This is a genomic window from Paenibacillus validus NBRC 15382, from assembly GCF_004000985.1.
Classification (GTDB): domain Bacteria; phylum Bacillota; class Bacilli; order Paenibacillales; family NBRC-103111; genus Paenibacillus_G; species Paenibacillus_G validus.
The window spans coordinates 35,329-49,680 of the sequence record NZ_BIMH01000005.1; the positions used below are offsets into that span (position 1 = coordinate 35,329).

Sequence of the window (14,352 nt, forward strand, 5' to 3'; positions counted from 1 at the left end):
GCTGTGAGAAGAGCAGGTCGTCTTGACCTGCTCTTTTCAGTCTGCGCGTTCCGAGTGTACCTGTATTAGCGGAGCTCCGGTGCGCTATTGAGCCAAAGGAAGCAGGTTGGTCAAGCGTCCAAGCAGCGGAAAGTGAAAGATTTTCACACAAATTTCATATACATTTATTTTGACGAAGTATAAAAAAAGAACGATAATGAGATTTATAACTCGAAAAAAGTTCATATCTTTACTTTATGAAGCGAGGAATCAAACAAACGAAATGAGGCGCTGTTATGGATCATGCGTTGACCAAACAACAGGCCGGGGAAAAGCTGCTCCGTGTCTTGGTGTTCACCTTAATTATTTCTGTGATGAATGCATCGATGTTTAATGTCGTGCTGCCGGAAATCAGCCGTCAGTTTCAGCTGTCGGCTTCGCAAGTCAGCTGGATTGTTACCAGTTATATGATCGTGTATGCGATCGGCTCCGTCACCTTCGGCAAGCTGGCCGATAAATACCGGTTGAAAGATTTGCTGACGTTCGGCCTTATCTTTTTTACGTTAGGCTCCATTGTGGGATTGGCGGCGACACATTTTTGGATGATTATCGCAGGAAGGATCCTCCAAGCGACGGGAGCCTCCGTCATCCCTGCAACGGCGATGATCATTCCGGTACGTTACTTTGCGCCGGAGAAACGCGGACGCGCGCTGGGCACGACGGCGATCGGACTGTCGCTGGGAGCCGCACTCGGGCCGATCGTATCCGGCTTCGTGACAAGTTTGGCGAGCTGGCGGCTGCTGTTCGCCCTGTCGATTTTGTCGCTGCTGACGCTGCCGTTTTACCGCAAGTATCTGGATGACGAGCGCGGCCAAGTCGGCTCCATCGATTTCGTCGGCGGACTTCTGCTCGCGGGTACGGTTGCTGCGCTGCTGCTGGCGGTAACGCTGTCCGATTGGAGCCTGGCCGCGATCGGCGCCGTCTTGTTCGTCTTGTTCGTGGTCCGCATCCGCAGCGCTGCCGAGCCTTTCGTCGATCCAGCGCTGTTCGCGAACAAATCGTATACGTTCAGCCTGCTGATCGCTTTTCTGGCGACGGGCTTTATGTTCGGCATTGCTTATACGACGCCGCAGCTGTTGTCGAACGTGAACCACCTGAATCCCGCCGTCATCGGTTTCGCGATGTTTCCGGCGGCGATCGCCTCAGCCTTGATGGGCCGGCGGGGCGGGAAGCTGGCCGACGAGAAGGGCAATTCATTCCTGGTCTACACGGCGGCTCTGCTGCTTCTGATTTGTTTTCTCGCCTTATCTACGGTTGCGGGATTGTCGCCATACTGGATTACGTTGTTTCTCGTGTTCGGCAGCATAGGCCAAACGTTCATGCAAATCGCCATGTCCAACACGGTATCTCGAACGTTATCGAAGGAGCAGGCAGGCGTCGGCATGGGGATGTTCTCCATGTTGAACTTTATATCGGGAGCGGCGACAACCGCTTTGATCGGCAAAACGCTGGATCTTGGCGCCCCGTCGATTCAGTTCAATCCGCTGTTCGGGACGCGGGACGGCTTGATTTACAGCAACATTTTCGTATGTCTCGCGGTGGTGCTCGGTTTAGTACTTGTCCTGTACGCAACGCTACTCGGCCAGCGGCGCAAAGATTTCAAGCCGGCCCGCCAGGGATAACGGTTTAAACTTCCTCCGAAACGGTAACAATGAACGATGGAACATTGGAACCTAAGGAGAAATGAAGAATGAACAAATCGATGTTAGGGTTGTGCATTGCGGTCGTAACGATGCTGATCGCCAGCGGCTGCGAACGTTTATCCGTGCCTTGGATCGGTGCTGACGCCAAAGCCAGGCACGGGCATGAGACACAGCAGCCGGACGACAGTACGGCCGTCATGGCGAAAGAAGCCAAGCCGGTCAGCATCAATATGATCGGCACGAAAGGAACAACGGTCGGCACGGCGACGCTGACCCAAACCGCCGAAGGCTTGCGGATTCGGCTGGAGGCCAGCGGATTAACCCCGGGCGAGCACGGGTTTCATGTCCATGAAACCGGCGCATGCGCCGCACCGGACTTCACGACGGCAGGCGGTCATTTCAATCCGGACGGTCACGCGCATGGGCTGGAAAGCTCATCAGGACCACATGCCGGCGATTTGCCGAACCTTGTGGCAGATCAGCAGGGCGTCGTGAAAGCGGAGGTGGTGGCCAAGTCGCTGACGCTGGAGAAGGATAAGCCGAACTCGGTATCCAAAGCGGGCGGTACGGCGCTGATCATTCATGAGAAAGCGGACGATAACAAAACGGGGCCTTCGGGCAATGCCGGCGCTCGCGTCGCCTGCGGGGTCATCTCGGCCGGATAAGCCGCGCGTTCGGCACGCGTGACGATGAACGCATTCGCTTCCAACGGAAGCGGATGCGTTTTTTGGCATGCGGCGTGCCCAGAGGCACGCATCTCATTTCCACTAGAGACAACAGGCCGCTCTGTTGTATACTAAAATTCGGTCTTTTCTTATAGGTGGATTGGAATGGTAGAGGAAGGCGGGAACAACGCATGAAATTTGACGTTGATTATATTTCATTTTTTGTCATTCAGGTGGATGGGGAAGACGGGCAGGGGGGCAAGCGGAGCAAGCATTTCATCACGATGGATGCCGAGGATTATGCCGTAAGCGAGCTGAGCGACTTTCTGGACGGCGAATTCGGGAAGACGGCCAAGCGGAAAGCGGAACGGCATCCGAAAGCCGAGCAGGTTCCGACCAAAATCGGGCGCTTTATCGTGGAACCGGGCTACGAGCTGGACAGCAACCCGAACTACAATTTATTCGCGAGATTGCGTATGGCCGAATCGATCGATGCGTTCATGGGCCATGCGGACGAGCTCGTGACCACTTATATGGATGCGAGCGCAATACGGGGCGGCGCGATGTTCGTCGTGCGGGCGCGGTACAGCCAGCTGTTCGATGAGCCGTTTCTGTTCGTGTTCAAATGCGACTTTGAGCAGAAAATCGCCCGCATTACGGACGAGCGCAGTTTGCTGAACCGGGTGGAAATGGCCATCAACGCCAAAAACATGAAGTCGATCATGTATCCGCATATGCCGGAGCCGGGCATGATGGACCACTGGGAGCTGAAAATTCACCAGTCTTCGCACGCGCGGTATTTCGAAGATTTTTTAAAGTTTGTCGAGTACGAGAAGTCCGTTCCCGAACTGATGAACGAGCAGGTGCTTGGCTTTGTGCAGCAGTATGTCGAGCAGGTGTACGAGGATAACGTTGAGGCAAAGGAACGGGAAATGGAAGAAATGGAGCTGTGGGCCCACAGCGAGAAACGCGAGCTGCAGGAAAAATGGGAAGCGGCGCAAGTGATGGAGGCGACATCGATTATGGTGGAGCAAAAGCCGGATCTTGATATGAAAATCAAGCTTGGGCACATGTCCGTGCGCGCGCTGCTTGCCGACTACGGAGACCGGCTGCATATTGCGAAGCTGGGCGACCGGTATGTCGTGCTGCTGGAAGCCGAAGCGCTGCAGTTCGACCAGGGGATCTCTCCGGTCGAGCTGTTGCTGCCGGAATCATTGGAATCGCTGGTCCAGCGCCTGCGGCAAAAGGTAGAGGAGGAAGGCCGCGAAGCCGTCCTGCCATATTAAACCAACAAGGCTGTCTCCCTGCACCGGCAGGGGAGACAGCCTTGTTCTATTGGGGCGCAGCCCGGCCCGTACGCCGCGCCTTGAATACATCCAGCAGCAGGTCATGCTGCTGCTGCGTTTCCCAAGTCGCGGCGAAGCGCACTTGGTGCGACACGCCGGCGATGTCGTAGCGCTGCGCCAAATGCTGGCGCGCGCTGCCGACGATCAGCGTGTGCAGCCGCACCTGCTTCGCTTGTCCGAGCGACGCCAGCGCATCGCGCACCGGCGGAGAGACGGCGCCGACGCCGTCGGTCACCATGACGAAGTCGGCGTCATGGTAGCGCGGCTGCGAAGCGACGATTTCGATGCCGCGGCGGATCGGCGCATCGAAGTGGGTGCCGCCGCCGAAGGCGAGCTGCGTCAACGCATAGAACGCCGCCCAGTTCGGCTTGTTCCAGTAGAGCGGATGCTCGAGCAGCTCGCCGCGGGCGCCGAAGATCATCAGCAGGAAGTCGCGCTTCTCGAGCATGGCGAACGCCGCGAACGTGGCGACGAACAGCTGCGCAACCCGAAGCTTGGCGCCGCGCATCGAGTGCGACGTGTCAAGCATGCAGATGACGGGACCTTTCTCGGGCTCCTCGGACTTACCGGCAATGTTGTAGCTGAGCAGCTTGCGCTCCAGCCATTTCACCATGAAATACGCCTCGTAATCCGGATCGGCCAGAAGGCTCGCTTCGGAAGGCAGCATGCGGGCGATGTCGCCGGATTGGCGCAAATCGTCGTAGCTTTCGGGGATACGGGGGGCATGCACCTTTTTCCGGACGGCTTTGAACTGCTGCACCTGACGGCCCACCTCCTGCATGAACGCAACCAGGTCGGGATACCGCTTCAGCTTCTCGATCCATTCCAGAAAACGGGCATACGGCTGCCGCTGCAGCCGTCCCAGATCGCTCCCCCAGCGGCGGTTCGCCACACGCTGGCTGGCCTGGAGCAAGTCCGCAAGCGCCAGCGTCTCGGTCTGCTCGCTGCCGAGCGAGGCCCGAAGCGCTTCATTCAACCACGAGCCGAGCTGCTCTTCAAGCTGCTTGAACGTTTCCTGCTCTTTCCTGCGCAGCCGCTCCAGCTGTTTCTCCGCGTGCTTCAGCTCCTGTTCGGCCTTGGCCAGCTTCGTACGCAGCTTGTCCCGGCGCAGGAAATCGGTGCGCATCTCCTCCTGCAGCGAGCGGACGCGGCTGGCAAGCGCCTCGATCTCCGAGGCGACGAGAGGCCTGGCGTCGAGGGCGGCCTGCTTGTCCTCGACGTTCCGCTTGCCCTGCTGGAGCGTATACCCGACCAGGCGCAGCTTCTCGATCTGCTTCTCCGACAGCTGCTCCTGCACCTGCTGCGAGGGCTCCTGGCCCTGCTGCTTGTTTTTCTCGCTCAGGCCGATCGTCCGCAGCTGCTGCTCCTCCTGTAGGCGGCGCTTCACCTCGTCTTCGAAAGAGGAGGTGAGCCACATGAGCGCTTTGAGCGACGTTTTGAACGCCGCGTTCACTTCCCCGGTGGTGAGCGGATGAAGGGAGCGGTAGAAGTGCTGCTTGCGCAGCTCCCGGACGAGCCAGCGGTGGAAAGGCGTCGCCTCCGCATGCGCATCCTCGGCAGGGCGGGCCAGATAGAAGCACATGTAAAAGTCGGCGAACAATTCGATCGAGAACCAGGCGGTGCGCTTCTCCGCCTCCCGGATCCATTCTTGCGCGGTGCGGGAGGAGGTGACGTAACCGTCAAACACATAGCGGTCTATCCGGGTGGAACGAATGATCATAACGTCTCCTCACAGGTCTCCTAGAGCGTGTAGTCGTAATCGATGCCGGGCAGCTCCCGATCGAACAAGGTGCGGTAGAGCCCCTGCATCGTTTGCAGCGTCCGTTCGCCCTGGATGCGCAGATGCGTGTACTTGACCGCATATTGCGCGGTTTGCAGGACGAGGAAGTTCCGGTTGCGAATGTAACCCGGCAAATCCTTCTCGCGCTGCAGCCACTGGATCAGCTTGCCCTGCAGCTCGCGAGCCGTTTCCTCCAGCTCGTGCTTGCATTCCTCGAGATTCGCTTTCGCTTTGGCTTGATCCTCCTGGCTGAGCCGGGCGCCGATTTCCTTCTTGAATTGAAACGCATGCAGCTCTTCTTCCTTCGAGAGCCAATGCTTGGCGATCCGGTCGTAGCGCCGGAGCGGCAGCTCGCGTTCGGTTTCCGCTTTCAGGGCCTCTTGGAACGATTGCTGGAACAGGTCGTGCAGCGTGCCGTAATCCTCCGGGTGATCCCACAGCATGTGCGGCGTATATACGGTATCCCATACCTGCACTGCGTCGCGCCCGTTCAAGGCGGCGGACGTTTTCCAGACGTGTCCGATTTTGCGCCAGCGGCGGTCCGAGAGTCTGAACGCCTTGTCCTCCATCGCCGTCTTGAGCTGATACAGCATATAGATGATGGGTTCCGGAATCGATACGCGGTCCGCGGCGCTGCGGATCTTTTCAACCTGGCTCAGGGTGAGCAGCGACGGCAAAGGCTCGTTCGGCAGCTGGAACATCCGTTCGTAGCTGGACATTTGTTTTAAATATTCAACCTCATACCGCAATAGAAAACGGTCGTACAAAGCCGCAAGCTGCTCGTTCTCTTCCGGCAGCTCGTTGGAGGCGGCGATCAGGAAGAGCAGCGGTACCTGCTGTTTATCTTGTCCGTTGAAAAAGATACGCTCATTTAAAATCGACAGCAGCGCATTCAGGATGGCGCTGTTCGCTTTGAAAATTTCGTCCAAAAAGGCAAAGTCGACCGCAGGCAAATACCCGTCCGTCTGACGTACATATTGGTCCTGCTTCAGCTGCTGCAGCGATACCGGTCCGAACATTTCGTCCGGCGTTGTGAAGCGGGTGAGCAAGTAGTCAAACCAGCGCCCGCCGCCGAACACTTGCGCCACGGCGCGGGCCAGCTGCGATTTGGCCGTACCGGGAGGCCCGACCAGCAAGGCGTTCTCTCCGGCCATCAAACCAAGCAGCAGCAGGCGAATCAGTTCCTCCCGTTCAAGAAAACGGGCTTCAAGCGCTTCGATCGCTTGTTCGAGCTTTTGCTGAATTACCGTTATTTCATTCATGGCACTAACTCCCTCGGCTAGGATCAGATCGAGATGTAACCAGCTTGTTATCTTGTAACATTGTAACAGACCCGAATCGAATTCTCTAATTGGCAGGCGGCCAAAGAGCCGGCCGCATAGACCGGGAGAGACCATTCGATGGAACAAAAAAGGGGGAAACGACGTGCGTAGAGGCATGCGCGAAAGCGCGGTTTCCGCCGTTTGATACAAAAACCGTTTCTTCTTCTTGCAAAAGCGATTATAATAAGTAAAGCGGACCACTCGGGTGACCGTAAGACGGAAGACGTGTGCAATGCTTGGAGAAGCACACTTATGGAGGCTGAACAGATGAGCGTCACCGATAACCAGATGAATCAGAAATACGAGAAGCTTAAAGATATACTGCGCGGCATGGGGAAAGTAGTCGTTGCCTTCTCCGGCGGCGTTGATAGCGCATTCCTGCTGAAAGCGGCCCTTGAGGAGCTTGGCAGCGACAATGTTCTTGCGATCACGGCCGATTCGGAGACGTATCCCGCCCGCGAGAAGGAAGAGGCTATTGTGCTCGCCAGATCGTTAGGCGCACCGCACGAAGTCATCCCGACCAGTGAGCTGAACATCCCCGGCTATGCCGAAAATCCGACCAACCGCTGCTATTTTTGCAAAAATTCGCTGTTCGATCACTTGATTCCGATCGCCGAAGCCAAAGGGTATCCGTACGTCGTCTTCGGCGCTATCGCCGACGATCTCGGCGAGCACCGTCCGGGTCTGCAAGCCGCGCATGAACGGGGCGTACGCGCGCCGCTGCTGGAGGCGGGCATCCTGAAGTCCGAAATCCGCCACATGTCGCGTCTCTTCGGATTGAAGACGTGGGATAAGCCTTCGTTTGCTTGCTTGTCTTCGCGAATTCCATACGGCGAGCTGATCACGGCGGAGAAGCTGTCGATGATCGACCGTGCCGAGGATTTCATCATGCAGCTCGGGTTTCGGCAAGTGCGGGTGCGTCAACACGACAATTTGGCCCGCATCGAAGTGCCGGCTGCCGACCTGGCTGCCCTGCTGCCGATTGCCGAGACGGTGCACGCAAAGCTGCGGGAGATCGGATATGCGTACGTCACGCTCGATTTGAAGGGCTATCGTTCAGGCAGCTTGAATGAAGTGCTGCCGGCGGAGCAGCAAGCCGTCCAGGCTGCGGTTTCCGCCTCCGGGCAGAAAGGGAGGGTGCATATATGAAGTCGAACAAACCGAAGGTTTACATATCGAAGCCCGTTCCGCCGGAAGTTCTGGCCTATTTGCAAGAGCACTGCGAATGCCGGATGTGGGACGGACAAGGCACCGCCTCCCGTCAGCAGCTGCTTGCCGAATTAAGCGAAGTAGAAGGTTTGCTGATGACCGGCGTACCGATCAACGAGGAACTGCTTGATCGCGCGCCGAAGCTGCGCGCTGTCAGCACCATCTCGGTCGGCTATAACCATTTCGATATTGAGGCGATGAGAGCGCGCGGCGTGATCGGCACGCACACGCCTTATGTGCTGGACGATACGGTGGCTGACTTGGTGCTTGCGCTCATGCTGTCCGCGGCACGGCGCATTCCCGAGCTGGATGCGTTCGTGAAGCAGGGACGTTGGCAGCGCGGTCAGGGGCTGACCGACGAAGACTTCTTCGGGTTCGACGTGCATCATCGCACGCTCGGTCTCATCGGGATGGGCCGCATCGGGGACGCGATCGCGCAGCGGGCGGTGCACGGCTTCGGCATGCAGCTGCTCTATCATAACCGTTCGCGCAAGCCGGAAGCGGAAGAGCGGTTTCAAGCTGTTTATTGCGAGCTTGACGAGCTGCTGCGGCGCTCGGACTTCGTCGTCATGATGACGCCGCTGACCCCTGAGACGACCCGGATGATCCGCCGCGAGCATTTCGATTTGATGAAGCCGACGGCATTCTTCATCAACGCTTCACGCGGCCAGACCGTCGACGAAGCCGCGCTGTTCGATGCGCTTCAATCCGGCAGCATCCGCGGCGCCGGACTCGATGTGTTCGATCCGGAGCCTCCTCGGCCGGATCATCCGTTCTTCACGCTGCCGAACGTCGTCACGCTGCCGCATATCGGTTCGGCGACGGCCGCCACCCGTCTCGATATGGCCATGCTCGCCGCACGCAATCTCGTGGCAGCGCTTCATGGCGAGCAACCGCCGAACATTGTACCGGAACTGCTCGAACGGATCGAGCGATAACCCCAAAGTCCGCTTTTCGCTTTAGAGCGAGGGCGGGCTTTTTTGACGCGCCGGGCTCCTTAAAAGTTGTCATCAGCGATGATGACGAAACCTCCTTTTCCTTCGATTGAAATTGAAAGCGTTACACTTTACGATTAGTTCATAACCCTTTGCGGAATAATGATCAGGCAAAGGAAAGAAGTGAGGAGGATACCTAATGAGCGAGCACACCAAACAACAAGCTTCTCCCGGGGGGGTCCGGGTAGCGGTGCAGCGTTTCGGTCGTTTCTTGAGCGGAATGGTGATGCCGAATATGGGAGCTTTTATCGCATGGGGGTTAATTACCGCCTTGTTTATTCCAACCGGATGGTTTCCGAATGAATATTTAGCCAAACTTGTCGGGCCCATGATTACGTACTTGCTGCCGCTGTTAATCGGTTATACCGGCGGAACGATGATTCACGGTACGCGCGGCGGCGTCATTGGCGCGGTGGCCACGATGGGCGTCGTCGTCGGAGCGGATATTCCGATGTTTATGGGCGCCATGATCGTCGGACCTGCGGCGGCTTGGGTTCTGAAGAAGTTCGATAAATCGATCGAAGGCAAAATCCGTTCAGGGTTTGAGATGCTGGTCAACAACTTCTCGGCGGGAATCATCGGCGCCGCGCTTGCGTTGGTCGCCTACACCGGCATCGGACCTGTTGTGCAGGCTATCAGTAAAACACTTGCCGCCGGGGTTGAATTCCTGATCAACAACGGGCTGCTTCCGCTGGCGAACGTCTTGATCGAGCCGGGTAAGATTCTGTTTCTCAACAATGCGATCAATCACGGCGTATTAGGTCCGATCGCCTTGGATCAAGCGGCTAAGACCGGTCAGTCGATCATTTTCATGCTGGAATCGAACCCTGGTCCGGGACTTGGCATTCTGCTGGCCTACTGGCTCGTCGGCCGCGGCTCGGCGAAACAATCGGCGCCGGGCGCCGCGATCATTCACTTCCTTGGCGGTATTCATGAAATTTACTTCCCGTACATTCTAATGAATCCGCGACTGATCCTCGCCGCTATTGCCGGCGGTGTCGTAGGCAGCTATACGTTCTCGATCTTCGGTGCGGGACTTGTGGCGACGCCTTCTCCGGGCAGTATATTCGCTTACCTTGCGATGGCTCCTAAGGGAGGATTGCTCCCGGTGCTCTGCGGGGTGGTGACGGCAACGGTCGCTTCGTTCCTCATCGCTTCGGCGCTCTTGAAGACGAGCGGTAAGGAGCAGGATGGTGATCTTGAACAAGCAACCGAGCAAATGAAACAAATGAAAAATGCAGGCAAGGACGCAAATCCGGCTTCTGCGGCTCCCGCGGCGGCGGCAGGCACAACAACCGTTGTGAAAGCGAAGTCCGAAGTTCAGAAAATCGTCTTCGCCTGCGATGCCGGAATGGGCTCCAGCGCTATGGGTGCGTCGATCCTGCGGAAAAAAATAAATAAAGCCGGTATCCCGGTCACGGTAACCAATACGGCGATCAGCGAAATTCCGCAGGATGCGGATATCGTCATCACCCACAAATCGTTGACGGAACGGGCCAAATTGGTCGCGCCCAAGGCGGAGCATATTTCGATCGACGACTTTCTGAAAAGCCCGGAATACGATTCATTGATTAACAGATTAGGTGAATAAAGTTTAATTTGACGCTGGCGAAAAATTTCGTCGGCGTCAAGCCCATTTCTTGTAAGCAGGGATGATTCAGCCTATGCGGAAGGTGTCCAATCGACAGCGACAAATATTAGAGCTGCTGCTCAGCAGACAAGGTGAAATTACCGCCGGTGAAATCGCCGATGCCATTAAAGTGAGCACCCGGACCGTTCATCGCGAGCTTCCGGAAATCGAATCGATTTTGCTGGCCGAAGGACTGACGCTATCCAAGAAGTCCGGGGTCGGCATCCAGCTTCAGGCGGAGCCCGGTCAGCTAGAGGCCCTTTCACGGCGGCTTCTCCGATTGGATACCGATGCCCACACCGCAGACGAACGAAAGGTTCTTATCCTGTGCCGGCTTCTCGATTCCGTCGAACCGATCAAGCTGTTCACGCTGTCGCATGAGCTGCATGTTACCGAGCCTACGATCAGCGCGGATTTGGACGAACACGAAGACGGGTTGAGCAAAGAAGGCTTGACGTTGGTGCGAAGAAGAGGATACGGCATCCAGCTGGTCGGGCCGGAACCGGCCAAGCGATCTGTGATTGCCAGGCTCGCCAGAGACCGTCTGGACGACTCCGACCTATTTGGCAAGCCCGGCAATCCTTCCCCGCATCCGGTTACGCGCAAGCTGCTGGAGATGATCGGAAAGAGCAGCTTTTTCAGGGTCGAGCAGGCGGTTTGGCAGTTGGAGGAGCAGTGGCCTACGCAGTTGTCGGAGGCGGCTTACACGGAGCTGCTTATTCGGCTGTCCGTCGCCATAACGCGCGTGCGTCAGGGCCGGTGCATCAAACCCGGAGAATATAGTGCCAAATCGCAAGCAGACCGGGAAACGCATAGCAGACTGGCGCTATTCGCCGAATTGCTGGAGCTGGACTTGTCCCCTGAAGAGTCCGGGTATTTCGCGGATTTGCTTTCCTTCTGGAAGGGGACTCCGTCTCAAGAGCTGCTGCTTCAAGACGATATGGATATGGTGGAAACCGTCGTGAATCTGATTCGTTTCGTCGAGGAGCGCATCAAGGTCCCGCTGCTTTCCGATCGTTCGCTGGTGGAAGGCCTGCTGCATCATTTGAAGCCGGCGCTGGAGCGAATCGAGCAGGGCGAAGCCATTCGCAATCCGCTGCTCTCCCAAATCAAGCGAGACTTCGAATCGCTATTCCTCACGGTCCGCCAAGTGGTTGACCGGACGATTCGGGGACTTCAAATTCCCGACGAGGAAATCGGTTATCTGGTCATGCATTTCGGAGCGGCTCTGGAACGTGCCAAGCAATTCTCCCGTCATGTCCGGGCGCTGATCGTATGTACCAGCGGTATCGGTTCGTCCAAGCTGCTGGCGGCACGAATTACGAAAGAGCTCCCGCAGATCGACATTGTCGGACACGCTTCCTGGTTCGAGGCGGCTCATCGACCGAAAGAGGATTACGATCTGATTATCTCGACCGTTGATCTCCCCGTGGAAGCCGACCAGTACATCAAACTGAGTCCGCTGCTTACGGCGGACGAGACGGAACGACTGAGAAAATTTATTCAAACGATTCTCATCGAAAGACCGTCCTCGGAGCAGGACGGCATTCTCCAAGCGGGTGGTACCGTTGACCGGTTGCGTATGCTGAAACGTTACGTCGAGGAAATGATCCGACTGCTCGACCGGTTTGAGGTTTATCGGCTGGACGGTCAACGTGTCAACTACGAGCTGCGAGACGTCATTACGGACATTTGCAGGGTGGTTCAGCAGGCTTACGGCATAGAGCCTATCGAAACCGTGGTTTCGCAATTGTTGGCCCGGGAAAGCTATGGAAGCCAGGTCATTCCGGGAACGGAGCTGGCCCTGCTGCATACCCGAAGCGATTCGGTGCAGGAGCCGCTTGTCGCGTTGTTTGTCCTGAACCCGCCGGTCCATATGGGTCCTGAAGGCCGGCACGCCGTGACGCAAGCATTGCTGATGCTTGCTCCGATGGAATTGCCGCGGGAGAGCCTGGAGGTGCTGAGCGAAATTAGCGCCATGCTGCTGCTGCCGGAATTCATCGTTCAGCTCGGGACCGCCGATGCCGAGACGATTCGCCGCGCGATATCGGAAGAGCTGGAACAATTTATACAAACAAAAATGGAATGGAGAGAGACGAAATGAGCATTGTATCCCAAGATAAAGTGAGACTGAACGTAAAAGTGAACGATAAATATGAGGCGATCCGGATAGCTGGACAGCTTCTGGTCGATGCCGGCCATGTGCCTTCCGAATATGTGGATAAAATGATCGAACGCGAGCGCTCGCTCTCTACCTATATGGGCGGCGGTCTGGCGATTCCTCATGGCACGAATGAGGCTAAGGCGCTGATCAAGTCGACCGGACTGTCGGTTGTCATCGTGCCGGACGGTGTCGACTTCGGCGAAGGCGAGCGCGCGAACCTGATCATCGGTATTGCCGCTGCGGGCGACGAGCACCTCGAAATTTTAACGAACGTTGCGATGCTTGTGTCCGAAGAGGAGGATATGAAGCGAATTTTGAATGCTTCTTCGGAGGCGGAACTAGTCGATATTTTCGAAAGTGGGCTGGACGCATGAGGGCGGTTCATTTTGGAGCAGGGAACATCGGCAGAGGTTTCATCGGATTGCTGTTGTCGCGGGCGGGCTATGAGGTTTGCTTCGTGGACGTGAACGCGTCGCTCGTGGATTTGCTGCGCGAACGCGGGCAGTATACAGTCACGCTGGCGAACGCGCAGGCGGATGCCGAGCTTGTACGGAACGTGACCGCGGTTAACGGTACGAACCTGGAGCAAGTCGCGGAGGCGATCGCAGGTGCGGATTTAGTGACGACGGCGGTCGGCGTGTCGGTTCTTAAGCACATTGCCCCGTCTATCGCCCAGGGAATCCGGGTCCGGCTGCGCGCTTCCGCCGCGCCGTTGCCCGTCATTGCGTGCGAGAATGCGATCGGCGGCAGCACCCAGCTTAAGGAACAGGTGTATGCGCATCTGACGCCCGAAGACCGTGTGCTGGCGGATGGCCTCGTTGCCTTCCCGGATGCGGCCGTCGATCGGATCGTGCCGCTGCAGCACCACGAGGACCCGCTGCAGGTAACGGTCGAGCCTTTCTACGAATGGGTCGTCGACCGGTCCGCGATGCCGTCCGGCTTTCAGGAAATTGCCGGCGTTCATTATGTCGAGAAGCTGGAGCCCTATATCGAGCGCAAGCTGTTCACCGTCAATACGGGACATTGCTGCGCGGCCTATCACGGCTATCTTGCAGGCTGCTCCACGATTCAGGAAGCGATGAGCAGCGAGGCGATCCGGGCGGAGGTAGCGTCCGTTCTGCAAGAAACAGGCGCCATGCTGGTGCGCAAATTCGGATTTGACGCAAAGGAACATGAGACCTATGCGGCTAAAATTATGGATCGCTTCACGAATCCGTATATCGATGACGAGGTCGTACGGGTCGGGCGTTCGCCGATCCGCAAGTTGTCCCCGAATGATAGGCTCGTTCGTCCGGCGCTCTTGGCGCATGAGCTGGGCATGGAGGTGCCGCATCTGGCTGCCGGGATGGCCGCCGCGCTGTTGTTCGACTATCCCGAAGATCAGGAAGCTGCGGCCATTCAGGCTTTAATTGCCGAACACGGCATTCATCATGCTATTGAAACGTACACGGGTCTGCCTGGGGAGCATCCCATTCATCAAAACGTATATAACCGTTATGAAGCGTTGAAGCTGACGGTTAAGCGTTAATCATCAGAGAAAAGCATAAGGAGGGATTGAG

11 protein-coding genes are annotated in these 14,352 nt (G+C 57.0%); 9 read left to right on the forward strand and 2 right to left on the reverse strand.

Annotated features, from left to right (window positions below):
- Nucleotides 1-275: 275 nt before the first annotated feature.
- The 3 genes from PVA01S_RS05360 (at nucleotide 276) to PVA01S_RS05370 (ending at nucleotide 3,633) form a co-directional block, all read left to right on the forward strand.
- Entirely contained in the window at nucleotides 276-1,661 is a 1,386-nt protein-coding gene (locus PVA01S_RS05360) for an MFS transporter (RefSeq protein WP_174817560.1), read from the forward strand.
- A 68-nt stretch (nucleotides 1,662-1,729) separates the two neighbouring features.
- A complete protein-coding gene (locus PVA01S_RS05365) occupies nucleotides 1,730-2,347 on the forward strand; it encodes a superoxide dismutase family protein (protein ID WP_054796461.1) in 618 nt (205 codons plus the stop codon).
- A gap of 191 nt (nucleotides 2,348-2,538) precedes the next feature.
- Nucleotides 2,539-3,633 carry a DUF3900 domain-containing protein gene (locus PVA01S_RS05370; protein WP_127605784.1) on the forward strand — a complete coding sequence of 365 codons (1,095 nt, stop codon included), beginning with the start codon at nucleotides 2,539-2,541 and terminating at the stop codon, nucleotides 3,631-3,633.
- Nucleotides 3,634-3,679: 46 nt separating this feature from the next.
- Here the strand turns inward: PVA01S_RS05370 and PVA01S_RS05375 are convergent, their stop codons facing one another.
- Together PVA01S_RS05375 and PVA01S_RS05380 are read right to left on the reverse strand one after the other, a co-directional pair.
- Nucleotides 3,680-5,413 (reverse strand): vWA domain-containing protein, encoded by a 1,734-nt coding sequence (locus tag PVA01S_RS05375; protein ID WP_127605786.1) that lies wholly within the window; start codon nucleotides 5,411-5,413, stop codon nucleotides 3,680-3,682.
- A 20-nt stretch (nucleotides 5,414-5,433) separates the two neighbouring features.
- A complete protein-coding gene (locus PVA01S_RS05380; RefSeq protein WP_054796462.1) occupies nucleotides 5,434-6,735 on the reverse strand; it encodes an AAA family ATPase in 1,302 nt (433 codons plus the stop codon).
- A 312-nt stretch (nucleotides 6,736-7,047) separates the two neighbouring features.
- On the opposite strand from PVA01S_RS05380, the gene larE reads away from it, so the two are divergent.
- From larE to PVA01S_RS05410, 6 genes are all read left to right on the forward strand, one after another.
- Complete coding sequence (larE, locus tag PVA01S_RS05385; protein WP_244932906.1) at nucleotides 7,048-7,944, forward strand: ATP-dependent sacrificial sulfur transferase LarE; 897 nt, start codon at nucleotides 7,048-7,050, stop codon at nucleotides 7,942-7,944.
- Nucleotides 7,941-8,942 (forward strand): 2-hydroxyacid dehydrogenase, encoded by a 1,002-nt coding sequence (locus PVA01S_RS05390; RefSeq protein WP_127605787.1) that lies wholly within the window; start codon nucleotides 7,941-7,943, stop codon nucleotides 8,940-8,942. The genes larE and PVA01S_RS05390 overlap by 4 nt, the downstream gene beginning before the upstream one ends.
- A 196-nt stretch (nucleotides 8,943-9,138) precedes the next feature.
- A complete protein-coding gene (locus tag PVA01S_RS05395; RefSeq protein WP_127605789.1) occupies nucleotides 9,139-10,590 on the forward strand; it encodes a PTS mannitol transporter subunit IIBC in 1,452 nt (483 codons plus the stop codon).
- A 73-nt stretch (nucleotides 10,591-10,663) separates the two neighbouring features.
- On the forward strand, nucleotides 10,664-12,733 hold the full coding sequence (locus PVA01S_RS05400; RefSeq protein ID WP_164751738.1) for a BglG family transcription antiterminator: 2,070 nt from the start codon (nucleotides 10,664-10,666) through the stop codon (nucleotides 12,731-12,733).
- Nucleotides 12,730-13,167: a PTS mannitol transporter subunit IIA gene (locus PVA01S_RS05405; RefSeq protein WP_127605793.1), complete on the forward strand. Its 438-nt coding sequence runs from the start codon at nucleotides 12,730-12,732 to the stop codon at nucleotides 13,165-13,167. The genes PVA01S_RS05400 and PVA01S_RS05405 overlap by 4 nt, the downstream gene beginning before the upstream one ends.
- Nucleotides 13,164-14,321 (forward strand): mannitol-1-phosphate 5-dehydrogenase, encoded by a 1,158-nt coding sequence (locus PVA01S_RS05410; protein WP_127605795.1) that lies wholly within the window; start codon nucleotides 13,164-13,166, stop codon nucleotides 14,319-14,321. The genes PVA01S_RS05405 and PVA01S_RS05410 overlap by 4 nt, the downstream gene beginning before the upstream one ends.
- Nucleotides 14,322-14,352 lie beyond the last annotated feature (31 nt).

Excerpts from the sequence above, each read along its gene's own strand:
- PVA01S_RS05360 (WP_174817560.1), top strand. The coding sequence starts at position 276 with ATGGATCATGCGTTGACCAAACAACAGGCCGGGGAAAAGCTGCTCCGT.
- PVA01S_RS05365 (WP_054796461.1), top strand. The coding sequence starts at position 1,730 with ATGAACAAATCGATGTTAGGGTTGTGCATTGCGGTCGTAACGATGCTG.
- PVA01S_RS05370 (WP_127605784.1), top strand. The coding sequence starts at position 2,539 with ATGAAATTTGACGTTGATTATATTTCATTTTTTGTCATTCAGGTGGAT.
- PVA01S_RS05375 (WP_127605786.1), bottom strand. The coding sequence starts at position 5,413 with ATGATCATTCGTTCCACCCGGATAGACCGCTATGTGTTTGACGGTTAC.
- PVA01S_RS05380 (WP_054796462.1), bottom strand. The coding sequence starts at position 6,735 with ATGAATGAAATAACGGTAATTCAGCAAAAGCTCGAACAAGCGATCGAA.
- larE (WP_244932906.1), top strand. The coding sequence starts at position 7,048 with ATGGAGGCTGAACAGATGAGCGTCACCGATAACCAGATGAATCAGAAA.
- PVA01S_RS05390 (WP_127605787.1), top strand. The coding sequence starts at position 7,941 with ATGAAGTCGAACAAACCGAAGGTTTACATATCGAAGCCCGTTCCGCCG.
- PVA01S_RS05395 (WP_127605789.1), top strand. The coding sequence starts at position 9,139 with ATGAGCGAGCACACCAAACAACAAGCTTCTCCCGGGGGGGTCCGGGTA.
- PVA01S_RS05400 (WP_164751738.1), top strand. The coding sequence starts at position 10,664 with ATGCGGAAGGTGTCCAATCGACAGCGACAAATATTAGAGCTGCTGCTC.
- PVA01S_RS05405 (WP_127605793.1), top strand. The coding sequence starts at position 12,730 with ATGAGCATTGTATCCCAAGATAAAGTGAGACTGAACGTAAAAGTGAAC.
- PVA01S_RS05410 (WP_127605795.1), top strand. The coding sequence starts at position 13,164 with ATGAGGGCGGTTCATTTTGGAGCAGGGAACATCGGCAGAGGTTTCATC.